The 21,627-nt window shown below is 43.3% G+C and carries 18 protein-coding genes; 9 read left to right on the plus strand and 9 right to left on the minus strand.

All coding sequences use genetic code 11. The features are described from left to right. Nucleotides 1–20: 20 nt before the first annotated feature. From FHS68_RS04040 to FHS68_RS04050, 3 genes are all read left to right on the plus strand, one after another. The gene (locus tag FHS68_RS04040; protein WP_167267442.1) at nucleotides 21–1,262 is read left to right on the plus strand and encodes an MFS transporter; all 1,242 of its coding nucleotides are present in this window, start codon (nucleotides 21–23) and stop codon (nucleotides 1,260–1,262) included. A 194-nt stretch (nucleotides 1,263–1,456) separates the two neighbouring features. Beyond that, nucleotides 1,457–1,978, plus strand: a complete 522-nt coding sequence (locus tag FHS68_RS04045) for a gluconate 2-dehydrogenase subunit 3 family protein (protein ID WP_229211758.1) — start codon at nucleotides 1,457–1,459, stop codon at nucleotides 1,976–1,978. Between the two features lie 124 nt (nucleotides 1,979–2,102). Further along, complete coding sequence (locus tag FHS68_RS04050; RefSeq protein ID WP_167267444.1) at nucleotides 2,103–3,821, plus strand: GMC oxidoreductase; 1,719 nt, start codon at nucleotides 2,103–2,105, stop codon at nucleotides 3,819–3,821. Between the two features lie 64 nt (nucleotides 3,822–3,885). On the opposite strand, the gene FHS68_RS04055 is transcribed toward FHS68_RS04050, so the two are convergent. The 6 genes from FHS68_RS04055 to FHS68_RS04080 form a co-directional block, all read right to left on the minus strand. Beyond that, nucleotides 3,886–4,467, minus strand: coding sequence for a hypothetical protein (locus FHS68_RS04055; RefSeq protein ID WP_167267446.1), 582 nt, complete (start codon nucleotides 4,465–4,467; stop codon nucleotides 3,886–3,888). 70 nt (nucleotides 4,468–4,537) lie between these two features. Further along, nucleotides 4,538–5,107, minus strand: coding sequence for a hypothetical protein (locus FHS68_RS04060; protein ID WP_167267448.1), 570 nt, complete (start codon nucleotides 5,105–5,107; stop codon nucleotides 4,538–4,540). 112 nt (nucleotides 5,108–5,219) lie between these two features. Beyond that, a complete protein-coding gene (locus tag FHS68_RS04065; protein ID WP_167267451.1) occupies nucleotides 5,220–5,789 on the minus strand; it encodes a hypothetical protein in 570 nt (189 codons plus the stop codon). 184 nt (nucleotides 5,790–5,973) lie between these two features. Next, complete coding sequence (locus FHS68_RS04070) at nucleotides 5,974–6,507, minus strand: hypothetical protein (protein WP_167267453.1); 534 nt, start codon at nucleotides 6,505–6,507, stop codon at nucleotides 5,974–5,976. A gap of 40 nt (nucleotides 6,508–6,547) precedes the next feature. Beyond that, on the minus strand, nucleotides 6,548–7,810 hold the full coding sequence (locus FHS68_RS04075; protein WP_167267454.1) for a DUF6973 domain-containing protein: 1,263 nt from the start codon (nucleotides 7,808–7,810) through the stop codon (nucleotides 6,548–6,550). A 118-nt stretch (nucleotides 7,811–7,928) separates the two neighbouring features. Continuing rightward, on the minus strand, nucleotides 7,929–8,219 hold the full coding sequence (locus FHS68_RS04080) for a LuxR C-terminal-related transcriptional regulator (protein ID WP_167267456.1): 291 nt from the start codon (nucleotides 8,217–8,219) through the stop codon (nucleotides 7,929–7,931). Nucleotides 8,220–8,474: 255 nt separating this feature from the next. Between FHS68_RS04080 and FHS68_RS04085 the strand changes: the two genes are divergently transcribed. From FHS68_RS04085 to FHS68_RS04100, 4 genes are read left to right on the plus strand one after another with little or no spacing between them, the layout of a single operon-like run. Further along, on the plus strand, nucleotides 8,475–9,140 hold the full coding sequence (locus FHS68_RS04085) for an RNA polymerase sigma-70 factor (protein ID WP_167267458.1): 666 nt from the start codon (nucleotides 8,475–8,477) through the stop codon (nucleotides 9,138–9,140). Between the two features lie 47 nt (nucleotides 9,141–9,187). Then, nucleotides 9,188–10,198 carry a FecR family protein gene (locus FHS68_RS04090; protein ID WP_167267460.1) on the plus strand — a complete coding sequence of 337 codons (1,011 nt, stop codon included), beginning with the start codon at nucleotides 9,188–9,190 and terminating at the stop codon, nucleotides 10,196–10,198. A gap of 20 nt (nucleotides 10,199–10,218) precedes the next feature. After that, entirely contained in the window at nucleotides 10,219–13,686 is a 3,468-nt protein-coding gene (locus FHS68_RS04095) for a SusC/RagA family TonB-linked outer membrane protein (protein ID WP_167267462.1), read from the plus strand. 29 nt (nucleotides 13,687–13,715) lie between these two features. Then, nucleotides 13,716–15,221, plus strand: a complete 1,506-nt coding sequence (locus FHS68_RS04100; RefSeq protein WP_167267464.1) for a RagB/SusD family nutrient uptake outer membrane protein — start codon at nucleotides 13,716–13,718, stop codon at nucleotides 15,219–15,221. 168 nt (nucleotides 15,222–15,389) lie between these two features. Here FHS68_RS04100 and xylA read toward each other — a convergent pair whose 3' ends face one another. The 3 genes from xylA to FHS68_RS04115 all read right to left on the minus strand — a co-directional run bounded on the left by xylA (nucleotide 15,390) and on the right by FHS68_RS04115 (nucleotide 19,632). Then, the gene (gene xylA, locus FHS68_RS04105) at nucleotides 15,390–16,718 is read right to left on the minus strand and encodes a xylose isomerase (RefSeq protein WP_167267466.1); all 1,329 of its coding nucleotides are present in this window, start codon (nucleotides 16,716–16,718) and stop codon (nucleotides 15,390–15,392) included. 177 nt (nucleotides 16,719–16,895) lie between these two features. Further along, complete coding sequence (locus FHS68_RS04110; protein ID WP_167267468.1) at nucleotides 16,896–19,013, minus strand: peptidylprolyl isomerase; 2,118 nt, start codon at nucleotides 19,011–19,013, stop codon at nucleotides 16,896–16,898. Nucleotides 19,014–19,149: 136 nt separating this feature from the next. Next, a complete protein-coding gene (locus FHS68_RS04115) occupies nucleotides 19,150–19,632 on the minus strand; it encodes a hypothetical protein (RefSeq protein ID WP_229211759.1) in 483 nt (160 codons plus the stop codon). A gap of 154 nt (nucleotides 19,633–19,786) precedes the next feature. On the opposite strand from FHS68_RS04115, the gene FHS68_RS04120 reads away from it, so the two are divergent. Next, nucleotides 19,787–20,089, plus strand: coding sequence for an SCP2 sterol-binding domain-containing protein (locus tag FHS68_RS04120; protein ID WP_167267470.1), 303 nt, complete (start codon nucleotides 19,787–19,789; stop codon nucleotides 20,087–20,089). Between the two features lie 72 nt (nucleotides 20,090–20,161). Continuing rightward, nucleotides 20,162–21,613, plus strand: a complete 1,452-nt coding sequence (locus tag FHS68_RS04125) for a Gfo/Idh/MocA family protein (protein WP_167267472.1) — start codon at nucleotides 20,162–20,164, stop codon at nucleotides 21,611–21,613. Nucleotides 21,614–21,627: the final 14 nt, after the last annotated feature.

A 21,627-nucleotide genomic window follows, 5' to 3' on the forward strand; every position in this document is an offset into this window, starting at 1 on the left:
TCCTGAAACCCGATAAACAAATGACAACCCTTACAGCACCTCGTTCAGATGCTTCCCACCTTTTTAGTGCCCCGGTTATCGTTGCCGCGCTTGGTTATTTTGTAGATATATATGATTTACTGCTTTTTGGCATCGTAAGGCTGCCCAGCTTGGCGTCTCTTGGATTGTCGGATGCCGAAATCTCCTTAACAGGCGCAAGTATCCTGAACTGGCAAATGACAGGACTTCTATTAGGAGGTATCCTTTGGGGAGTTTTGGGCGATAAAAAAGGTCGATTATCAGTTCTTTTTGGATCAATCATTACCTATTCACTTGCCAACATTGCATGTGGTTTTGTACAGGATGTAACCGTTTATAAATTTTTCCGTTTCGTAGCAGGCGTTGGTCTGGCGGGGGAACTTGGTGCAGGAATTACATTGGTCTCCGAAATTCTTCCCAAGCATCTCAGGGCAATCGGTACTTCCCTTGTTGCTGGAATTGGCCTGTTAGGTGCAGTAGTTGCATATTTCACGGTAGAATTTTTCGATTGGAGATATGCCTATTTCATCGGTGGAGGACTAGGGGTTTCCCTTTTATTACTCCGTATTGGTGTTTTTGAATCCGGAATTTTCAAGGATATCAAGGATCGCAAACAAGTGGAGAAAGGTAATTTCTTTGCATTATTTAATAACAAAGACAGGCTTTCCCGATATCTGAAATGCATTGGTATTGGCTTGCCGACCTGGTTTGTAATCGGTATACTGGCCACATTTAGCAATGAGTTTGGAAAAGCTTTGAATATTGCCGAACCTATCAAGCCGGGGTTATCGATCATGTGGTGTTATGTTGGATTATCCATGGGAGACCTTGCCAGCGGTTTTTTAAGTCACTGGCTTGAATCCAGAAAAAAGGCGGTCTTATATCTGATGCTTTTCACGCTTGCAGCCAGTTGTATCTACCTTTTTGCTGGTATAAACACTGCTTCAAACTTATATATAGTTGCTAGTTTGCTGGGATTTGGCATCGGTTATTGGGCAATGTTCGTTACGATTGGGGCCGAACAATTCGGGACCAATTTGAGGGCTACCGCAGCGACAACTGTACCGAATATGGTCAGGGGAACCGTTGTGTTAATGACAACTTTATTTGCTAATTTTAAAATGTCCTTTTCCGTTATTAATTCGGCTGCATTGGTCGGTGTTATCTGTTTTGCGATCGGTATTTATTGCATTCTCACCATACCCGAAACACATGGCCGCGATTTGGATTTTCTGGAAGAATGAATGCCTTAGTGGTGCTTTTATGTTGTCATTAAGTCATTAAGTCATTAGGTCATTAAGTCATTTGTTGTTTGCGGATATTCGTTTGTGAAAACTACAAAATGACAATCAATGACGCGACGCAGGAGCTTGACCATAAATGACTCTTTAATTACTCTTTAATGAAGTTGCTAATATTCACATCAATATAAAATAAAATGGAAAGACGCGTAGCGCTTAGAAGCATGGCACTAGCCGTTGGCGCAATGGCGAATTTGCCTTCATGGGCATCGGGTTGGAGCAAGGGATCTTTTCCAAAAGGTACACTGCTTGCGGCAGATCAGGCAAAAAATCTGTCCGCAATGGTTGAGGCCATTATTCCCAAAACCGATACACCTGGTGCCGGCGAGCTCGGGGTAGGTGATTTTGTACAGAAAATGGTGAAGGATTGCTACGATAAGAAGGCGCAGGCCACTCTTTCAAACGGTATTTCTAATCTTGATGCGCAAAGCAATAAGAAATTTGGGAAGTCGTATGCCGATGCATCCAAAGATCAGAAACTGCAACTTCTGCAAGAACTTGAAAAGAGCACTGATGCAGAGCAAAAAGCTTTTTTCGGTATGGTCAAAAATCTGACGATCCAGGGTTATATGTCATCCGAATACGTGATGACCAACATTACGCATTATGAAATGGTACCAGCACGTTACCACGGCTGTGTACCGGTTAAAAAGGGTTAAAAGGAGAAAAGGGAAAAAGGGGAGGAGGGAGGAGGTTTTTTTTATTCTCCCTTTCTTCCCCTTCCTCCCTCTCTTCCCCGTTCACCCTCTCTCCCCCTTACTCCATTCTCCTTAGGAAATTAACATGGCTAATTTTAATATTGACAGTAAAAAGGCCCGGACTTATGATGCCATCGTCATCGGGTCGGGAATTAGCGGAGGTTGGTCCGCAAAAGAGCTGACTGAAAAGGGGCTTAAAACACTTGTATTGGAACGTGGGCGCGATGTTCAGCACATTAAGGATTATCCTACCACCAATATGATGCCCTGGGAATTTCCGCACCGTGAGCGGTTACCAAAGGAAGTAACTGATGCCAATCCGATTGCCAGCAGGTGCTACAATTTTAAGGAATCGTCCGCGCATTTTTTTGTAAAAGATAACGAGCACCCTTATGTCCAGGATGCTGACAAGCCATTTGACTGGCTTCGCGGATATCAGGTAGGAGGAAAATCATTGTTATGGGCAAGGCAAACGCAACGATGGAGTAAATATGATTTTGAAGGTCCGGCTAGGGACAAGTTTGCAGTCGAATGGCCGATCGGCTACGACGACATTGCACCCTGGTACAGTCATGTTGAAAAGTTTGCAGGGATAACCGGGAATAAAGATGGTCTGGATGCGCTTCCTGATGGGGAGTTCTTAAAGCCTCACGAATTAAACTGCGTTGAGAAATATTTCAAAGAGCAGGTTTCAAAACAATACAAAGACCGTCATATAATTATCGGACGTGCCGCACACATTACTGATCCACAGCAAATTCACCTGGATCAGGGGAGGGCACAGTGCCAGAGCCGGACAATGTGCGAGAGAGGTTGTCCATTTGGCGGGTATTTCAGCAGCAATGCTTCAACCATTCCCTGGGCGATGAAAACCGGGAATCTGACGCTCCGTCCACATTCGGTGGTGCATTCCATTATTTATGACGATAAAAAACAAAAAGCCAGTGGTGTTCGTGTGATCGATGCTACCACCAAAGAGGTTATTGAGTTTTACGCCGACATTATCTTCTTAAATGCCGCGGCGCTGAATTCTAATCTGGTTCTGCTGAACTCCACTTCGAGCCGTTTTCCAAATGGTTTGGGCAATGACAGCGGGCTTTTGGGCAAGTATGTAGCTTTTCACAACTACCGAGCAAGTGTTTCAGGAGAGTATGAAGGTTTTCTTGATTCTACAACAGACGGACGTCGCCCGAACAGTGGTTACATTCCGAGGTTCCGGAACGTTTATAAGCAGGAAACAGACTTTTTGAGGGGATATGCAGCCGGTTTCTCGGCAAATCGGAATACTTACTCGGATCGCAATGGTCTGGGAGAGTCGTTGAAAGCAGGTCTGCTGGAAACCAAATATGGGAACTGGAGTGTCGGTTCTCACATGATGGGAGAGACGATTCCGAAGGAAAGTAATTTTGTTGCATTGGATAAAGAGCAAAAAGATGCCTGGGGTATCCCGCTTCTCAAAATCTCTGTTGGTTACGACGATAATGATGAGAAAATGATCAAGGATTATGTGGAGCAGGTCAGTGAGATGTTTACGAATGCTGGTTTCAAAAATGTGAAATCCCACGACGGACATCGCAATCCTGGTAACGATATCCATGAAATGGGGGGTGTCCGGATGGGTAAGGATCCTAAAACCTCATTGCTAAACCAATGGAACCAGCTGCACGCCTGCAAAAATGTGTTCGTAACGGACGGTGCCTGCATGACTTCCACCTCAACCCAAAATCCATCATTGACCTACATGGCACTTTCAGCCAGAGCCGTAGATTATGCCGTGAAGCAGATTAAGGCTAAGAATTTGTAAGAGTCTTCCAGCTAAATAACTATTTTGAAATGACTGCCAGCATTGTTGGCAGTCATTTTTTATGTCACCAGTTACCCATCCATATGCCTATATCTCCTAATGGGAGACCGTACAGCAGCTGAACAGTTACAATTTCCCCTAAGCCATCCGATTTACTGTTTTTTATTCCAATTGTGAGGCAATCATCAACTTTCAACAGATGATGCTCAAAAGGCATTTTTCCGTAATCAAACCAGAACGAACGGGTTTTTATCCCCTTTGTCAGCACGAATTTTTGCTTGAATTGGGTCTCGAAATGCCTTTTCAGCGAATCGTAGGTGTTCGGCCTTTTTTTGAACTGGAATACATAAGTGTGCACATCTCTGGGATATAGGGTTTCTTTTGCCTGCCTATCATCATCGTAATCTCCGAATTCGTCGTGGTAGGCCAGCAGGATCTGTTGATTTATTGAGTCGGTCTTGTAATAGTAGCCGGGTGGCTTGAAATCCAGATCATGGTTGTTAACAGCTTCGCCAATTGTAGATGGGAATGTCCAGTCTTCATTTGCAAAGCGTATCGTTACAGCGTCGCAATGATTGAATTTTGACCAAAACCAAAATCCCGCAACAACAACCATAGCGCAAATCAGATATTTTTTAATTGACATTTGAAAGATGTTGAAGTGAAAGCAAATGATAACAGCCAGATTGATCCATCAGGCTGTTATCTTGCACTTGTTAGTAGCTTCCCATTATAGTTCCCATGTAGCCCAGGGAAAGACCATACATAAATCTGACTGTCACCACTTCACCCCTATTTTCTGCGTGACTTCTTTTTATCCCGACTGTGAGACAGGAATTAATTTCAAGAAAATTAAATTCAAAAGGTCTTTCACTTTCAAGCAAAGTGTCACCTTCTTTCAACCCTTTTGTAAATATGAATTTTTTCTTAAAGCTCTTTTCCAACACATTCTTCAGTGAGTCATAGGTCTCATTTTTTTCAGGTATTTGGAAAATATAGGAATGCAGAATTCTTGGGAACAAGACTTCTTTTGGCTGATATTCATCGTCAAAGTCCCAGTCTTCTGAATGGTAGCCCAATATTACCTCCACATTGTTTTCATCAATTTTATAGTAATAGCCAGGTGGTTTATATTGAAGCTCGTGTTTTTTAAATCTACCTTCTACATTCGATCGAAAAGCCCAGTCTTTTTTTGCAAAACTAAATTCAACCAATTTGCATGGCCGCTTTTGTGCATACGTAGAAATTGCATTTACCATCAATAAAGCTAGTGTTATGATTTTCATTACTTTTTCGTTGGTTGTCCGGTTATATCGTGTTAAAGAACATTTGAAAGATGTTGAAGTGAGAGCAAATGACAACAGCCAGATTAAATCTCAGGCTGTTATCATGCACTTGTTAGTAGCTTCCCATTATAGTTCCCATGTAGCCCAGGGAAAGACCATACATAAATCTGACTGTCACCACTTTACCCCTATTTTCTGCGTGACTTCTTTTTATCCCGACTGTGAGACAGGAATTAATTTCAAGAAAATTAAATTCAAAAGGTCTTTCACTTTCAAGCAAAGTGTCACCTTCTTTCAACCCTTTTGTAAATATGAATTTTTTCTTAAAGCTCTTTTCCAACACATTCTTCAGTGAGTCGTAGGTCTCATTTTTTTCAGGTATTTGGAAAATATAGGAATGCATAATTCTTGGGAACAAGACTTCTTTTGGCTGATATTCATCGTCAAAGTCCCAGTCTTCTGAATGGTAGCCCAATATGACCTCTACATCGTTTTCGTCAATGTTATAGTAATAGCCAGGAGGCTTGTATTGAATCTCGTGTTTTTTAAATATACCCTCTACATCTGATGGGAAAGCCCAGTCTTTTTTGGCAAAACTAAATTCAACCAATTTGCACGGCCGCTTTTGTGCATACGTGGAAATTGCATTTACCATCAATAAAGCTAGTGTTATGATTTTCATTACTTTTTCTTAGGTTGTCAGTTTATATCGTGTAAAACTCCATTAACTTAAGAGATAGCGCTTTCAGTAAAGCCATGGTTTATATGATGAAGCAGATTAAGGCTAAGAATTGTAAGATTTTTCTTAATGACTTATTGGAGGCGGCCAAATTTTTTTTGGCCGCCTCTTTTTTAAGGAAACCTGGTTACCAGCCGCCTGCTTGAACGCCAATGTCTCCAAGGGATAAGCCATACATCATGTGAACATTAACCACTTTTCCAAATCTTTCAGATTTACCATTGCTGATTCCAAACGCCAAACATTCGTTAACTATCAGTAAGTTTTGTTCAAACGGGCGGTTCTTTTCTTCAATGAAAATATTCCAGGTTTTCAATCCTTTTGTAAGTACAAACCGCTTTTGATACTTTTTTTCTAAATCAAGTTTCAAGGAATCATAGGTGTTTTGGCCAGCCTTGAATTGAAATAAGTAAGTGTGAACATCTCTGGGATAAAGTGTTTCTTTCTGCTGACGATCGTCGTCATAATCACCAGATTTGTTGTGAAAACATACTACAACTTCCAGATTTGTGCTATCCGTTGTATAGTAATACGCGGGCTGTTTGAATGCCAAACCATGTTTCTCCTCGGCTTCTCCAATCGTGGATGGGAATATCCAGTTCTTGTTTGCATAGGAAACTCTGAGCTGATCGCAATTAGGTGACCAATTGCAGCTTTGCAAGCAAAAGACGGTGCAAAGGGTTTTAACTATTCTTTGAAAACTAATAGATTTTATTACCATTGATGTCATGGAGAGTTCCGTTGTGATATGCTGTATTCAAAGCTGATTTGATTTCATGAAAATCGGGGCTGCATCCCACCGCTGCCGCTATCTTGAAGCCTTCGTTATTATTGTACATATCCATAGTTCTTTCAGCTACTGTTGGGTTCATATTGACGCCGTCACAAGTTTCATGAAGATCGGATATGGCTTTGGAATGCTGGGCTCCCAAAGCACAATAATTTATAGCACTTACATAAGCATGTTTAAAAGCGTTTTCTTTCGAGTATCCAACATTATTTGCTACTGACATATTAAGTTCATCCATATACTCTTCGGCTTTGTATTTAGTGTAAGAAAGTATTGGGCCCATTTGCGGAACATCTGTTATGTGATAAAGAACATATCTGGCCTCGCACATATTGGCATCGATTTTCTTCAACTCTCGTGCCATTTGTTTCGCCTCAGCCGAAGGCGGTTCATAGCCTCCTTCACCTCCACCGCTTCCGCTGCCATCACCAGTGCCGGTTCCAACTGCAATCCAGGTTTCCGACGGGCCAAAAGCGGCTTCGTAGGTGGCCATGAAATTATTTTCAGCAAAAGTACCAGTTCCGACGATCGTAACGCCGTCCAGATAATTTTCCCAAGCAATAGGTGCGTCACTTTCAGGCTCCGGGCCGGGCTCGCCGCCTCCTTCGCCGGGAATGCCACCCTTAGGTGGGTGCGGCCCCGTATTGGTGATTGAACTCGTTATTGTAATGTTATTTTTTTCAAGATTTCGGATCGCCACAATCAGGTAACCGTCCTGATCGATTGGTTTTGTAATCTTGTAGTTGCCTCTCTTTCCAGAGGCAGACGGTCGCTCCACCCGCAATAATGTTCCGTCAGATGCGTAATGCTTTATCTCAATGAAGGCCCGGGCTGATTTGCGGCCAAAGACATTCAATGCTGAAATAGAACCCAGAACGCCCAGGTTTACGTTTGGGTTTCTCTTGTTCTTCCCCTGCTCGCCCAATCCGGATGTTTTGTTTGGTATAAGAGACGGAACTCCTGCCAGTGGCAATGCTTTCAACCATTTTCTGTTTGAAGGCTTTTGCCGGATCGCCAGTTTGATTGCCAGGACCTCGTTACGCCTGACTTCGTAGCGGACCGAGTCCTGGCTTAACGCATTTATTAATAGCGCATTACTTTGATTTTCAGCTACCTGTTGCGCAAACAGGCACGAGGGAATTCCCATCAAAAAGATCAATACATGTTTTTTCATTGCTAATTCTGATTAGTTGAACAACAGATCAAAATTCAGTCGAATGAACGTGTGTAAAAAGTCACTTAAGTGATCGAAATTTGATTACTTAAGTGACTTGCACGGTTGGTTTTTTTTATTACTGACATCGCCTTGGAAGGAATAGCACCTGGAATAATTGTCTAAGTGCCCGGCGATGCTGCCGGGCAAATTGGGCAAGTGTGTTGTGTCCTTTTAGCATGAGTTTGTCGCCAATGCGGTTGCGCATGGACCTGATGCTTTCAATTTTCAGGCTTGTAATAACTGCAATATCCTTGTTCCCTCTATCTTCCGATATAAGGAGCAAAACTTCCCATTCGCGAAAAGTCAGTTCTGTAACAGGCGAATCGGACAATGATGCATTTTCTTCAGATTCCGTAAAATCAGGCATTTGCTTTGGTTTAGAATTGAGACATAGAGGCGGAAATCTTTCATGTTGCTCGGACATTGAGGTGAAAACTAATCAGACAAATATAGTCGTGGTAACATAAACTAAATTTATTCGGGCGTATGGGTTACCAAATGGCGGCAATGAGTAATCCAACCGTATATATTATCACTAAAAAAAGTTTTATTTTTTTTTAATCAAGAGTAAGGGGATTCAAATACAAAAAAGTCTTTTAATTGTTACATAAATAAAGACTCAATGCACGATCCTTTGCTTAACCAGGAAACAAAGCGCTTAAATCCGTTCGTGTCACCTTTACACGAAGGAAAAAATGCCGTCAGTGAGATTGATTCTGCGATTTTTTTGAAAATAACCTTTGAACAAAATCCGTCCAAAGGTCTTGAATTGCTGTTCAGGCGCTTTTATAATCCGCTTTGCAGCCATGCAGTCAGGTTTGTTTACTCCAAACAAATTGCCGAAGATCTGGTGAGCGAAGTGTTTTTCCAGTTTTACCGCACCAAGGCCTACGAAAATATTACTTCGTCCTACACAAGCTATTTGTTCAGATCGGTAAGAAATGAATGCTATACCTATATGCGCAGGGAGTTTGGGAAAATGGATACCCTGGAAGTTACCGAAGAAAGTACGCTCTCTACCTACCACCAACAGCCTGACGCTGAGATACATTATAACAATTTATTCCTCAAAATTAATGAGGTGATTGCCCGGCTTCCCATGCAATGCCAGAAGGTATTTCTGTTGAGCAGGTTTGAGAATAAAAAATACCATGAAATAGCAGATGAGCTGCATATCTCCCCCAAAACTGTCGAAGTGCATATTTCAAAGGCACTGAAACATTTGCGCTCCGCACTTCATGGCGAATGGATGATCTCGATCGGACTTACCGTTTTGAGCATCATTTGAATAAGAAAAACTCCTGTAAAGACCTGTGATACCCGAATTGAAAGAAGATGAAAAAAATTATATCAAAATATACCCTGTTTGAATATCTGGCAGGGCGGACCAATCCGCTGGAACGGCAGCTTATCGAAGACTGGATTGCTGAAAAGGACAATGCCGAAACCTTTCATCAGTGGTTGCTGGAATATGAAATGATAAGCCCGCAATACATTCCGGACCAGGATAAAGCCATCATTTCGTTACTGCAAAGGCTTGATTCTGACATTGTGCCAGTGGAAGACAGTCAGAAAAGCATTGGAGAAACTTACGGTTATTCCATTTTTTTGCATCAGAAATATCGTTTCTGGCTTATCGCGGCATCCGTAATCCTGCTGGTAAGCTGTGGCTGGTGGTTTCGCGATTCTTTGCAATACAAATCTTATCAAACTGCCTTCGGGCAAACAACCGACGTATACCTGGAAGACGGTAGCATGGTATCACTGAACTCAAATTCTTGTTTAAAAATACCGCGGTTTGGATTCGTTGGAGAAGTGCGTGAAGTGGCATTGGCAGGCGAAGCGGAGTTTTCGGTAAGCCACACGGTAGACAATAAACGTTTCGTCGTGAAGACGTCGAAAGATTTCCAGGTTGAGGTGCTGGGGACTACCTTTTCGGTGTATGCCAGACCAAGAGGGACGAAGGTTTCCTTGAAAAGCGGGAGTGTTCGCATTGATTATTCTCAAAACAAACAGCTCAAAAATGTCATGTTGGAGCCGGGCGATCTGGCCTTTCTGAATCAGGCGGGAGAAGTCCAGCTGGAAAGGAAACAGGATGTAAAAACCTTCGCCGCCTGGAAGGAACAGCGATATGTATTTAATGCAACATCTGTGAAAGAGATCATTGCGATGATCGAAGAAAATTTTGGTCAGAAGGTAACGCTCTCTGACTCAAACATTGCTGAGCGCACTATCACGGGAAATTTTAAAACAAAAAATGCAGATGAATTATTGAAAACCGTCTCGGAAGTACTCGATATGAAAATCGAGCATAATGGAAATATGGTCCTTTTAACGAATAACTGATTATCCTTAACCACTTAACTATGAATATAACGCTATCAGCCAAACAATGGATTGGAATCGGGATTGTGCTGGCAACACAGGTTCCCAACGATGTCCGGTCGCAGGCAATTGCATTTGCCTCCATGCCCGCCAAGCAGCACAATATGGTCATGCAGGAAATGAAATTGAAGAACGTCCTGCTGGATTTGCAAAGACATTACGGGGTCGAGATTGTATTTGAAGATCGCCTCGTGGGTTCCGTCAATGTTACATCGGCAGCGCTGGATCTGACCCAGCCTATCGAGAAGAACCTGAACCTGATCCTGGGCCAGAATGGTCTCAAATACAAAAAGACAAGAAAAAATACTTATGTAATCACTGAAGATAAAATAAAGGAAACAGCTTCGCCAAAAGAGGATCGGAAAGAATCTGCCGCTTTAACGGACCAGATAGTAATGCCCGAAAACTTTGCAACCCCGGTGAATGGCCAGCAGATAGTAGTCGATCGGACTATTAAAGGTAAAATTTCTGATGAAGCCGGAAGTGCGTTGCCAGGTGTGAGCGTCATTTTAAAGGGTAGCCAACGTGGAACGTCCAGCGGTGCCGACGGGGCATTTTCACTGGATGTTCCGGAGGGAAATCAGAATGTGCTTGTCCTTAGTTTTGTGGGGTATAAATCGCAGGAAGTAAGCATTGGCAATCAGTCCAGCGTTGACGTGAGTATGATGCCTGATGAAAATGCGCTGGATGAAATCGTGGTTGTGGGTTATGGTACGGTAAAAAAATCGGATCTGACAGGTGCTGTCGGTACAATTAAAGGGGAAGTGTTGCAGGAACGTCCAGCGTCATCATTGAACCAGGGACTTTCGGGCCGTATCGCCGGGGTGAATGTTTCTTCGAACTCGGGACGTCCGGGAGGGCGGGCTAATATTCGGATCCGGGGTGCCAGTTCTATCAGCGTTTCCAATAATCCTTTGTATGTCATTGATGGTGTGATCCTTAATGCAGTAGATCTCGGAAATGGTAGTACGCCAATCGATTATCTGAATCCCAATGATATTGCCTCCATCGAAGTACTTAAAGACGCCTCATCCACCGCTATTTATGGAGCACGTGGCGCCAATGGCGTTATTCTGGTTACTACCAAACGCGGAACATCCGGCGGAGGAAAAGTTACATATGATACTGATTTTAGCATTGGCGTCGCTCCGAAAAAATTGCCTGTTTTGAATTCAAAGGAGTTTTTGGCGGTAGAAGAAACCATTTATGCCAATGCAAAAAAATATGATCCTGTGGGATGGGCCACCGGAACCAAATACACAGATCCCAAATTGAAACGTACCAATCCCTTGCTTTTTGATTCAAGTGGCAATCCACTTTATGATACTGATTGGCAGGACGAAACTTTCCAAAAAGCTTTTACACAAAATCACCAATTGGGGCTTACCGGCGGAAGTGACAAAGGAAGTTATGGTGCATTTTTAAATTACCGCAATGAAAATGGGATCGTTAAAGATTCCTGGCAGAAAAGGTTTGCAGGGCGTTTTGTATTTGATAGTCAGATCAAAAGCTGGCTGAAAGTTGGAGGTACATTGGGTTATACCGATCAAAACGAAAAGCAAATTGACCAGTTGGGTGGTGGCGGTATTACGGCCATGCGCCAGGTTTTGGAAGCTTTGCCAATTATCCCGGTGAAATATCCTGACGGAAGATGGGCTAGCAACAGAGATTATCCGGGTATGGAAGGTGGGGACAGCCCGCTGAGGGTTGCAGCTGAAAGGTTGTTTTACCTGAGGACACAAACCATGCTGGGCAATATGTTTGCAACGATCCGCCTGGCCGACGGCCTGGATTTGAGGTCGACAGTGGGAACGAATGTGATCAATCAACGTGAAGACTATTTCGCGGCAGCGGGTTTGCAATATATTTCAAACAATGGTGACGCGTCGGTTACCAGCAGGCGCTTCAATTCCTGGCAGTTTGAAAATTACCTGACTTACTTCAAGGAATTTGGCAAAATACATTCCATTAATGCGATCCTGGGTTTGTCGTGGCAGCATGTGGATCGCTTCGATAATCTTGCCAGAAGCCAGAATTTTACGGATACCTATTTCCAGTTCAACAACCTTGGTGCTGGCGCCACTGCCCTTGCACCTACTTCGAGCGCCTCGGCTTATGGGCTTAACTCTTATTTTGCCCGGGTGAATTACGGCTTGCTGGATAAGTATCTGGTAACCCTCACAGGTCGTATCGATGGGTCATCCAAATTCGGGGAAGCCAACAGATATGCGTTTTTCCCTTCTGCGGCAGTTGCATGGAGAGTTAGTGAAGAAGAATTTCTGAAAAACGTCCCCACCATTTCGAATCTGAAAATCAGGGCGAGTTATGGTGCAACAGGTAACTCTGAGATTCCAGCCTATCGGGCGCTTGCGGGTATGTCAAGCACGGACGTCATATTTGGCGGCACGCGTAATATTGGTACAGGCGTTGGGCGTATGTCCAATTCGAACCTGCAATGGGAGAAAACACAGCAAGTTGATTTCGGTGTCGAGTTAGGTTTGTTTTCGAACAGAGTAAGTTTTGAACTTGACTTGTACAGAAGAAAAGTGAATGAAATGCTATTGGATGCACCGCTTCCATTGAGCAGTGGTTATGCCAGCATTTTTACAAATGTTGGAAGTATGGAAAACAAAGGAGTGGAGTTTGCCGTGAATTCTACCAACCTTAAAGCGGGTGATTTTTCATGGAGCACTACTTTTAATATTTCTGTAAATAGAAATAAAGTACTCGCACTTTCGGGCGGCAGCGATATTTTCTCCGGAAATACGATCGTCCGGGTTGGTGAGCCAGTAGGTTCTTTCTTCGGACGCGTGCATCAGGGAATTTGGTCAACTGCGGAAGCGGAAGAGGCGAAACGGTATAATATGTTACCAGGTGACGTCAAATACCAGGATCTTAATAATGATGGAACGATCAATGATAATGACCGGGCCATCATTGGTAAAGGTATCCCAGACGGATTTGGAACATTCCTCAATACCTTCCAGTATAAGGCGTTGTCACTTACCATTGATTTACAATATATGTACGGCAACGACGTGCTTGACAGAAGTATACACTCTGCAGAAGACAGACAAGGCATTGCAAACAGCTACAAAACTGTATTGAATGCGTGGACGGAAACTAATCAGAATACAACCGTTGCTCAGATCCGCCCAATTAACGCCTACTATACGACCAATAATGATAGTCACAAGGTAACTGACGCATCGTTTATCAGAGGTCGTAACCTGTTGCTTGCATACGTGTTCCCTTCAACAATTGTTTCGAAAATGAAATTAGAACGGTTAAGGGTGTACGGATCGGTCCAGAACTTCTTTGTAACGACAAAGTACAAAGGCTACGATCCTGAAGTGTCTAATTCCGGTTCTCCATTCGACCAGGGATTTGGATTGTATGATTACCCAAAACCAAGGGTATTTATGGTGGGTTTGAATATAGGTTTATAAAATCAACACTGACTCTTACTTGAAATAATATGAATAAGTTATCAAAAAGAATCGGCCTGCTTACAGCGCTTTTGAGCATATTCTGGGCAACGGGATGCAACGACTTCCTCGATGAATCGGATCCTAGTAATTTCACTGTTGAAAACTATTTTACGCAGCCTGCCCATGGCAGGAGTTCTGTCAATGCGATATATGCACCACTTCGCGATCCGCTGGGAAGTGGATTTGGTGGCGGCCCTTGGATGATGACTGAGTTTGCAACAGGTCTTGCAGCAACGGATTTAGGTCAGGCTGTTAACAGCTATTTTATCAAGGATTTAAGAAATACCTCAGATAATGGCTATGGACAGACGTATTGGACTTCCTATTACAGAGGTATCGCAAATGCTAATCTTTCGATCGCCAAAGTGCCGACTATTCCAGCTATTGATCCGGTGGAAGTGAAGAAGTTACTTGGGGAAGCCTATTTTCTTAGGGCCTGGTACTATTATAACCTAGTGCGGATGTTTGGCAATATTCCATTGGTTACTGAACCAATCAATCTGCAATCCGAACAGCTGAGACCTTCACAGGCTAATCCGGAGGAAGTTTATAATCTGATTGTGGCAGATTTGAAATTGGCAGAAGAATCGGGATTGCCGTGGGTGGATGCTACGGGAAAGGTTAGTTTGGGGGCCATTAAATCATTGCTTTCACAGGTTTATCTCACTATGGCAGGGTTTCCTTTGCAAAAAGGAGCGGCTTACTACGACCTGGCAGCTAAGAAATCCGCGGAAGTGATTGATTCAAAGCAATTTAAATTATTTGCTTCTTACAATGACTTTCATGATCCTTCCAAAAAGAATATTGAGGAGAACATATTCATGATCCAGTTCAGGACACAGCTTCTTCCGTCCAGCTGGCAGGTATCTATCATTCCTTACAACAAAAACATCTCCCAATATTCCGATGAAACCGGCGGGATTTATTCAACCGGGGATTTTGTGAAGTCGTACGATCCGGCTGATTTACGTGCGAAGGAAAAGCAATTCTTCTTTACAAAATTCACCAATGAGGCCAATCGTAACCTGGAAGTGGATCTTGGAGGCTATTTCATCTACAAGCATTTCGACATAACTGCGCAGACGAGTTCGGCCAATAGTGATCTGAACTGGCCGGTGATCCGGTATGCAGATTTGCTGCTCACTTATGCTGAGGCAGCGAATGAAGTGGCAGGGCCATCCGTGAAAGTGCTGGAATCAGTCAATGCAATTCGCACCAGGGCGCAGCTACCTGCATTGGCAGGGTTATCAAAAGATGCGTTGCGGGAAGTAATCTGGCGTGAGCGCTGGTATGAGCTTTGTTTCGAAAACGTTACCTGGTTTGATATGGTACGTTTGCGGAAAGCATTCAATGTGAGTACCAAAAAGTTTGATAACTATGTCGGTCACAAGTTCTCATACGGCCCAACTTTGACTGAGAGAGAACTTTATTTCCCACTCCCTACTTCCGAAATGAGGAATAACACCAATTTGAAACAAAACGCCGGGTATTAAATGTCAATAAAGAAAGTGCATTTAGGTTAATAATTAAACTTGCTGGTTTAATTAAAAATTGAAATAAGTCGCTGATGATTGTCGGCGGCTTATTTTTTGCTGTTGGCCAAATAAAAAAGCCGCTAACGAGTCAACGGCTTTTCCAATGAATGCTAACTGAACAACAAATCAAATAAACCGATTGATCAGATTTTCAAGGTATTCTTGTTTTCCGGAAGTAATTGCGGGTTCGCCATTTGCAGCAGCCAGCTCGAAAAGATCTTCCAATTTTAATGATCCTCCTTCAAATTCAGCACCTTTTCCAGCATCGAAACTTGCGTAACGGTTCGTGCGGATCTTGTCGTACTCGCCGTTCTGGATGATTTTATCAGCGACGATCAATGCCCTGGCGACGGTATCAATGCCGCCAATGTGTGCGTGGAAAACGTCTTCCACATCGGTAGAGTTACGGCGGCGCTTTGCATCGAAGTTGACGCCTCCTCCTTTTAATCCACCCGCTTTGAGGATAACCAGCAATGCTTTCGTCCACTCCGCAATGTCATTTGGGAATTGGTCGGTATCCCAACCGTTTTGATAATCACCGCGATTGGCATCAATTGATCCTAAAATACCTGCGTCGGCTGCAACCTGCAATTCATGTTCGAACGTATGTCCTGCTAATGTGGCGTGGTTCACTTCGAGATTAAGAGCGAAATCGCCTAACAGATCGTGCTGGCGAAGGAAACCGATTACGGTTGCGGCATCATAATCATATTGATGTTTGGTAGGCTCGCATGGTTTCGGCTCAATAAAGAATTTGCCTTTAAAGCCATTAGCACGCGCATATTCCACCGAAAGTTTCAGCATTTGAGCAAAATGTTCCTGCTCGCGTTTCATGTCTGTGTTCAGGAGCGTCATATAACCCTCACGTCCTCCCCAGAATACGTAATTTTCACCACCTAGTGCAATCGTCGCGTCTAGGGCGATTTTTATCTGTGCGCCGGCGTGGGATAATACGGCAAAGTCAGGATTGGTGGAAGCACCATTCATATAACGATGGTGGCCAAACAAGTTGGCAGTTCCCCAAAGCAGTTTTACGCCAGAGTCTTTTTGCTTTTGACCCAGGTATTCGGTCAGTGCCTGTAAGCGTTTTTCATTGGTGCGAACGCCATCTGTATAATCCACAACATCCAGGTCGTGAAAGCAATAATATGGAGCGCCTAATTTCGTGATCAGTTCAAATGCTGCGTCTGCTTTGTCTTTTGCACGGTCAACAGCCTCGGGTTTTTCATCCCATGGATAAAAAAGAGTAGGGCCTCCAAAAGGGTCAAGTCCCGCGCCACAGAAAGTATGCCAGTAAGCAATTGCAAAACGGAGATGCTCTTTCATGCTTTTTCCGGCAACAATGCGGTTCTCATCGTACCAGCGATATGCGAGGGGATTGTCTGTTTCAGGTCCTTCGAAAGTGATTTTCCCAATTCCTTTAAAGTACTCTTGTTCTCCGAGTAGAATGCTCATTGTATCAATGTTAAGCGTTTTGTAATAATTTAAGAAGTCAAAGCCAGCATTTTATTAAGTGTAACATTGACATTTTATACTGCAATACTATCACTTTTTTCTGAAAAATTTGTAGTGTAATTAAAAAGAGGAGCAGAATTGATTTCTGCTCCTCTTATCTCGTTTTTTTATTTTTTATCAAAAGAACTTTGCTCGATGATCTTCGATCTTAGCATTATCACGAATGGCCTCATTGACAAGATATGACATGCGGCCTTCCAGGGATTGGGTCAATTGCGTTTTGTATTGCGTAAAGTCTGCGATTTTTGGAGCTTCTGTTTTGCTTATCAATTCGACAACAAAGACGCCATTTTCACCAGTAAATACACCTGTTTTTTGTCCAGGTTTCAAACCGAATGCTTTACCAAGTGCAATAGGATCAAAACCAGCACTGGTCAGAAATCCGGTAGCAAGGGAAATGTCACTTGCCGATTCAACCAATGCACCAGCGCCATATTTTTTAGCAATTGTTTCCAGGTCGCCTGTTGCGCCTTTTAGTTTAGCGGTAATTTGTTCGGCTTTGATCTCATTGCGAACCTTTGTTGTCAGTTCATCGCGGAAATCGTCCACCTTTACGTCCTTCGCGTCCGATTTTGCCACCAGCACTGCTACGATATATTGTTCCTCGGTTTCAAATACCTGTGAAACGGAGTTGATTTTTGAATCGTCTTTGAACGCCCACCTGACAATATCGCGGCCGTTTTGAATTGCATTGATATTGGTTGCGGATTCAGGAACCCGATTCGCAGTAGCAACCACCAATGCTTTATTTTTCTTTACCGCTTCATCAAACTGTTCTTTCGTTTTTACTGAATTTACAAACTCGTCCGCTTTTCTATAAGCCTCATCACGGGTAGCCTGACTTGGAGCAATTGTTTTGCCAATCGAAGCAATGCGGTAAACGGTATTCGACTTAGTATCGGTTACCTTAATAATGTGAAAACCAAACTGGCTTTCTATCAATCTTGGGATCAAACCAGTTGCAGTTGCTGAGAAAACAGCCTCTTCGAATGGCTTAACCATTGTTCCATTGTTTGGAAAATAGCCAACATCTCCACCACGCTGGGCTGAACCCTGATCAGTGCTGGAAGTTGCAGCAAGTGCTTCGAAATTAGCACCAGCACGGATTTGGGCCAGAATGCCTTCCGCTTTGGCACGGGCAGCTGTTTTAGCCGAATCCGATTGATTGTCGGAACCGATCAGGATGTGGCTCGCACGTGCAGTGGAAACGGTATCTGATTTGGTACCGCCGTATTTGTAGATATAATAGGTATTACCTTCACGATAAGGACCATAAACACCACCAGGGACAAATGTTTTAACAGCTTCTTTCAACTGCTCGGTCATAGTTCCCAAAGTCTGGTTCAAAGGAAGTGGAATGTCCGAATTCATGCTTGCAAAGGCTGAGTCGTTCTGAGCGGTTGCCAGGCCACGCGCCAATTCTTTAATTTCAGTATATAATGCAGCGCTATCGTCTTTGGCAGGCTGGATTGGGAATGTTACATATTCTATGGAACGGGTGTCTGTTCCTTTGTATTCCTTGCGGTGAGCGCTCAGATAGCTTTCCAGCTGTGAATCGGTCACTTTAATGGTGGTATCAACCACCGAGAAATAAGGTACATATAAGTAACGCAGATTGGCTTTGGTATTCTGGGCTACATATTCTTTTTCAGCCTGTGCTTTTGGAATGTAAGTAGAGAGTTTCAGCAGGTTTTCATATTTGCTGCGGGTGCGTTCCTCTCTCAGACTTTTTTCAAAATTCTCCCAGGATTTTTGTTGTTCGATTGGAAGGGTTTTGAGGTTTTTAAGATAATTAACAACCGCATTTTTATCAAAGCGTTGGGTAGTAGGATCGGAAAAGGCTTGTAAGATAGATGGGCTGATGTGGTTGCCCTGAACCATGTCGTACAGTTCTTCATCGGTTACTGAAAGCCCCAGATCTTCGAATTGTTTTTTGTAAGCAATATCAACCACGAACTGGTTCCAAGCCTGATCTCTCAGAGAAGAAAGCTCATTTTCATTCAAACTGCGGCCCGATTGCGCTTCATAATTCTGACGAAAACCATCAACCCGGGTTTGGAAATCCTTGATATCAATTTTATTACCAGCAATCTCACCAACAACCTGATTGTTTCCGCCTCCAAGCATTGAATTCGGTCCCATAAGGTCGCCACCTACCATAAAAAGGATTAAACTGACGGCAATTACCGTCACTGCAATCCCTGATTTTTCTCTGATTTTGTTAATTAAAGCCATTTTCTCGATTCAAATTAGTCCGCAAAATAAAATCTTTTCTTCGTGGAATGCAAGACCTTACATTTCAATTTCCATAATTGACAGCTAGCTGGTTGCGGGAAACACGCCAACTGTAACCAAATGATATGCAGGAAGGTTACCGCATATGCTTCAGATTGAACGCATATAAAATCAACATAAAGATACTGAGGAAGATGCCGGCCACAGACGTGATTACGCCCAACCAGCCACCGATCAGAAACAACGGAGCCAAAAAAGCTACTGCTATACCTCCCATATATAGATAAAAACCCTTCTTTTGAAGGTTCCACATCAGATATGCGGCATAAAGTGAAAATGATTCGAAGATCAGCATAATGATCGCGCCGGTTGCGATTGACTTTGGGGTCGTCTGTTCAATAACATCTTCAAACATCTTGTCCATGGTCTGAGTATCAGCAGTAGTGGCCTGTTTATCCAGCTTCTCCCGTACTTCCTCAAATGTTTCCCTGGTTTTATCAGCCATGATCCCCGGGCTCCATAATCTTTCGGATTGCGTCCAAAGACCTGAAACAGAACTCATAAATGTAAGGAAACACAAAATAGTAAGGAACGTTGGCCTGATGGGAGTATCACTCATTCGGTTGAAAATAAATCAGCAGCTTTTTCTGATGAAGAATGTAAAATTTGATGTTTTAGCTGAAAACACCAAAGGCATTTGAATATTCTTATGAGCGGATATACATTTGTTATTTTAGTCCAATAATTTCACAATAACACAAAGAATACCATATATGAGCCTGCAAATCCTGACCGACCGTGTAAAAAATATGCTGGGATCCGATAGCGGATTAGATGCCACTGCTAAATTTGTGACCGACGAAGGCAATGTCTTTGTTGATGGTAAATCAATTCCCAACTCGGTTTCCAATGATGACCTGGAAGCGGACTGCATTTTTGAAATTTCCATAAAAAATGCCCTCAAATTGTTGGATGGAGATCTGAATGCCATGATGGCGCTGATGACCGGGAAGCTGAAAATCGAAGGTGATATGGGTGTCGCGATGAAAATTGCTGAAACTTTCGGAAAGCGATAGTAGGCTTAAAGGACGGCCGTCTTTTTTTGATTCATCGCTAATCTTTCACGCAAAAGAAATTTACTATCAGGTATGGAAAATGACGAAAAAATCATCGAAAGTAATATCAAGCGCAGGGATTTCGTGAAAGCAGGAGTTTTGGCAGCCGGCGGTTTTATGATCGTTCCCAGGCATGTGCTGGGCAAAGGGTTCATTCCTCCGAGTGATAAGCTGAATATTGCTGCGGTTGGTTGTGGAGGAAAAGGCGATGTCAATGTGCGTCAGGCGTATAATGGTGGTACAGATAATATTGTAGCGCTTTGCGATGTAGACGACAGACAATCAGAAAAATACAGAAAGCAGTTTCCCAATGCACCCTATTATAAGGATTTCAGGAAAATGTTTGAAAAGGAAGCCAAAAATATTGACGCTGTTTTGGTGACTACTCCTGACCATATGCATTTCCCGATTGCAATTGCAGCTATTGAGTTGGGGAAACATTTATATGTTGAAAAACCGCTTACCAAGGATATCTGGGAAGCCCGAAATCTGGCAGCGGCAGCTAAGAAATATAAGGTAGTAACCCAAATGGGCAACCAGGGAAGTAGCAGCGACGGTACCCGGCAAACCGAAGCATTGGTCCAGTCAGGTGTTTTGGGTGATGTGCATACCATTGAAGTTTGGACAGACAGACCGGTTTGGCCACAGGGTGTACAATCACCAAAAGATAAGGGCGAATCGCAGCCGGTTCCGGCAGGAGTTGACTGGGATCTGTGGCTTGGAACCGCTCCGAAACGCGATTATCACGAAGCCTACATGCCATTCAGATGGAGAGGGTATTGGGATTTTGGCACAGGCGCATTGGGGGATATGGGCTGCCATTTCATCGACGTCCCTTTTCGGGCGATGAAACTGGGTTATCCTACTTCCGTTGAATGCAGTGTGGGGTCGGTTTATTCGGATTTTTTCAAGCAATCTTTTTTCAATGATGTAGGCCCTACATCTGCTACCATTCACTTAAAATTTGCATCCAAAACACCAGGCAAGGAAATCAATTTTTCATGGTATGATGGTGGTATGCGCCCTCAGTTACCCGAAGGCTGCGATTATAAAACTGTTTTTGGTAGTAATGATGGCGGTATGCTGTTTATTGGTACCAAAGGAATTTTAAGTGCTGAAATGTTTGGGGAAAAACCAAGGCTCTGGCCAGAAAAGAAATTTGAAACCGTACGTGTTGGCGCTAAGCCCCGGGCATTGGTACCGGGAAGCTGGGAAGGCCACCAGCAGCAATTTGTTCAGGCTTGTAAGAAAGGTTATGGTGCGTACACCAGCTCATCATTCGATCAGTCCGGGCCGCTTACAGAAATTGTTTTGATGGGTAACCTGGCGGTACGTTCTTATATGTACAGAGAATCCAAAGCTGACGGAAAAGGCTTTAATTTCCCAGGAAGGCAGAAACTGATCTGGGACGGTGATAATATGAAGATTACCAACTTCGATATGGCCAACCAATTTGTAAAAAGGGAATATCGGACGGGTTGGTAAAAAAGGGGCGAGAC

The organism is Dyadobacter arcticus, from assembly GCF_011762185.1.
Taxonomy (GTDB): Bacteria; Bacteroidota; Bacteroidia; order Cytophagales; family Spirosomataceae; genus Dyadobacter; species Dyadobacter arcticus.

Coding starts and splice junctions, on each gene's coding strand:
- FHS68_RS04040 (WP_167267442.1), top strand. CDS start 21: ATGACAACCCTTACAGCACCTCGTTCAGATGCTTCCCACCTTTTTAGT.
- FHS68_RS04045 (WP_229211758.1), top strand. CDS start 1,457: ATGGAAAGACGCGTAGCGCTTAGAAGCATGGCACTAGCCGTTGGCGCA.
- FHS68_RS04050 (WP_167267444.1), top strand. CDS start 2,103: ATGGCTAATTTTAATATTGACAGTAAAAAGGCCCGGACTTATGATGCC.
- FHS68_RS04055 (WP_167267446.1), bottom strand. CDS start 4,467: ATGTCAATTAAAAAATATCTGATTTGCGCTATGGTTGTTGTTGCGGGA.
- FHS68_RS04060 (WP_167267448.1), bottom strand. CDS start 5,107: ATGAAAATCATAACACTAGCTTTATTGATGGTAAATGCAATTTCTACG.
- FHS68_RS04065 (WP_167267451.1), bottom strand. CDS start 5,789: ATGAAAATCATAACACTAGCTTTATTGATGGTAAATGCAATTTCCACG.
- FHS68_RS04075 (WP_167267454.1), bottom strand. CDS start 7,810: ATGAAAAAACATGTATTGATCTTTTTGATGGGAATTCCCTCGTGCCTG.
- FHS68_RS04080 (WP_167267456.1), bottom strand. CDS start 8,219: ATGCCTGATTTTACGGAATCTGAAGAAAATGCATCATTGTCCGATTCG.
- FHS68_RS04085 (WP_167267458.1), top strand. CDS start 8,475: ATGCACGATCCTTTGCTTAACCAGGAAACAAAGCGCTTAAATCCGTTC.
- FHS68_RS04090 (WP_167267460.1), top strand. CDS start 9,188: ATGAAAAAAATTATATCAAAATATACCCTGTTTGAATATCTGGCAGGG.
- FHS68_RS04095 (WP_167267462.1), top strand. CDS start 10,219: ATGAATATAACGCTATCAGCCAAACAATGGATTGGAATCGGGATTGTG.
- FHS68_RS04100 (WP_167267464.1), top strand. CDS start 13,716: ATGAATAAGTTATCAAAAAGAATCGGCCTGCTTACAGCGCTTTTGAGC.
- xylA (WP_167267466.1), bottom strand. CDS start 16,718: ATGAGCATTCTACTCGGAGAACAAGAGTACTTTAAAGGAATTGGGAAA.
- FHS68_RS04110 (WP_167267468.1), bottom strand. CDS start 19,013: ATGGCTTTAATTAACAAAATCAGAGAAAAATCAGGGATTGCAGTGACG.
- FHS68_RS04115 (WP_229211759.1), bottom strand. CDS start 19,632: ATGAGTGATACTCCCATCAGGCCAACGTTCCTTACTATTTTGTGTTTC.
- FHS68_RS04120 (WP_167267470.1), top strand. CDS start 19,787: ATGAGCCTGCAAATCCTGACCGACCGTGTAAAAAATATGCTGGGATCC.
- FHS68_RS04125 (WP_167267472.1), top strand. CDS start 20,162: ATGGAAAATGACGAAAAAATCATCGAAAGTAATATCAAGCGCAGGGAT.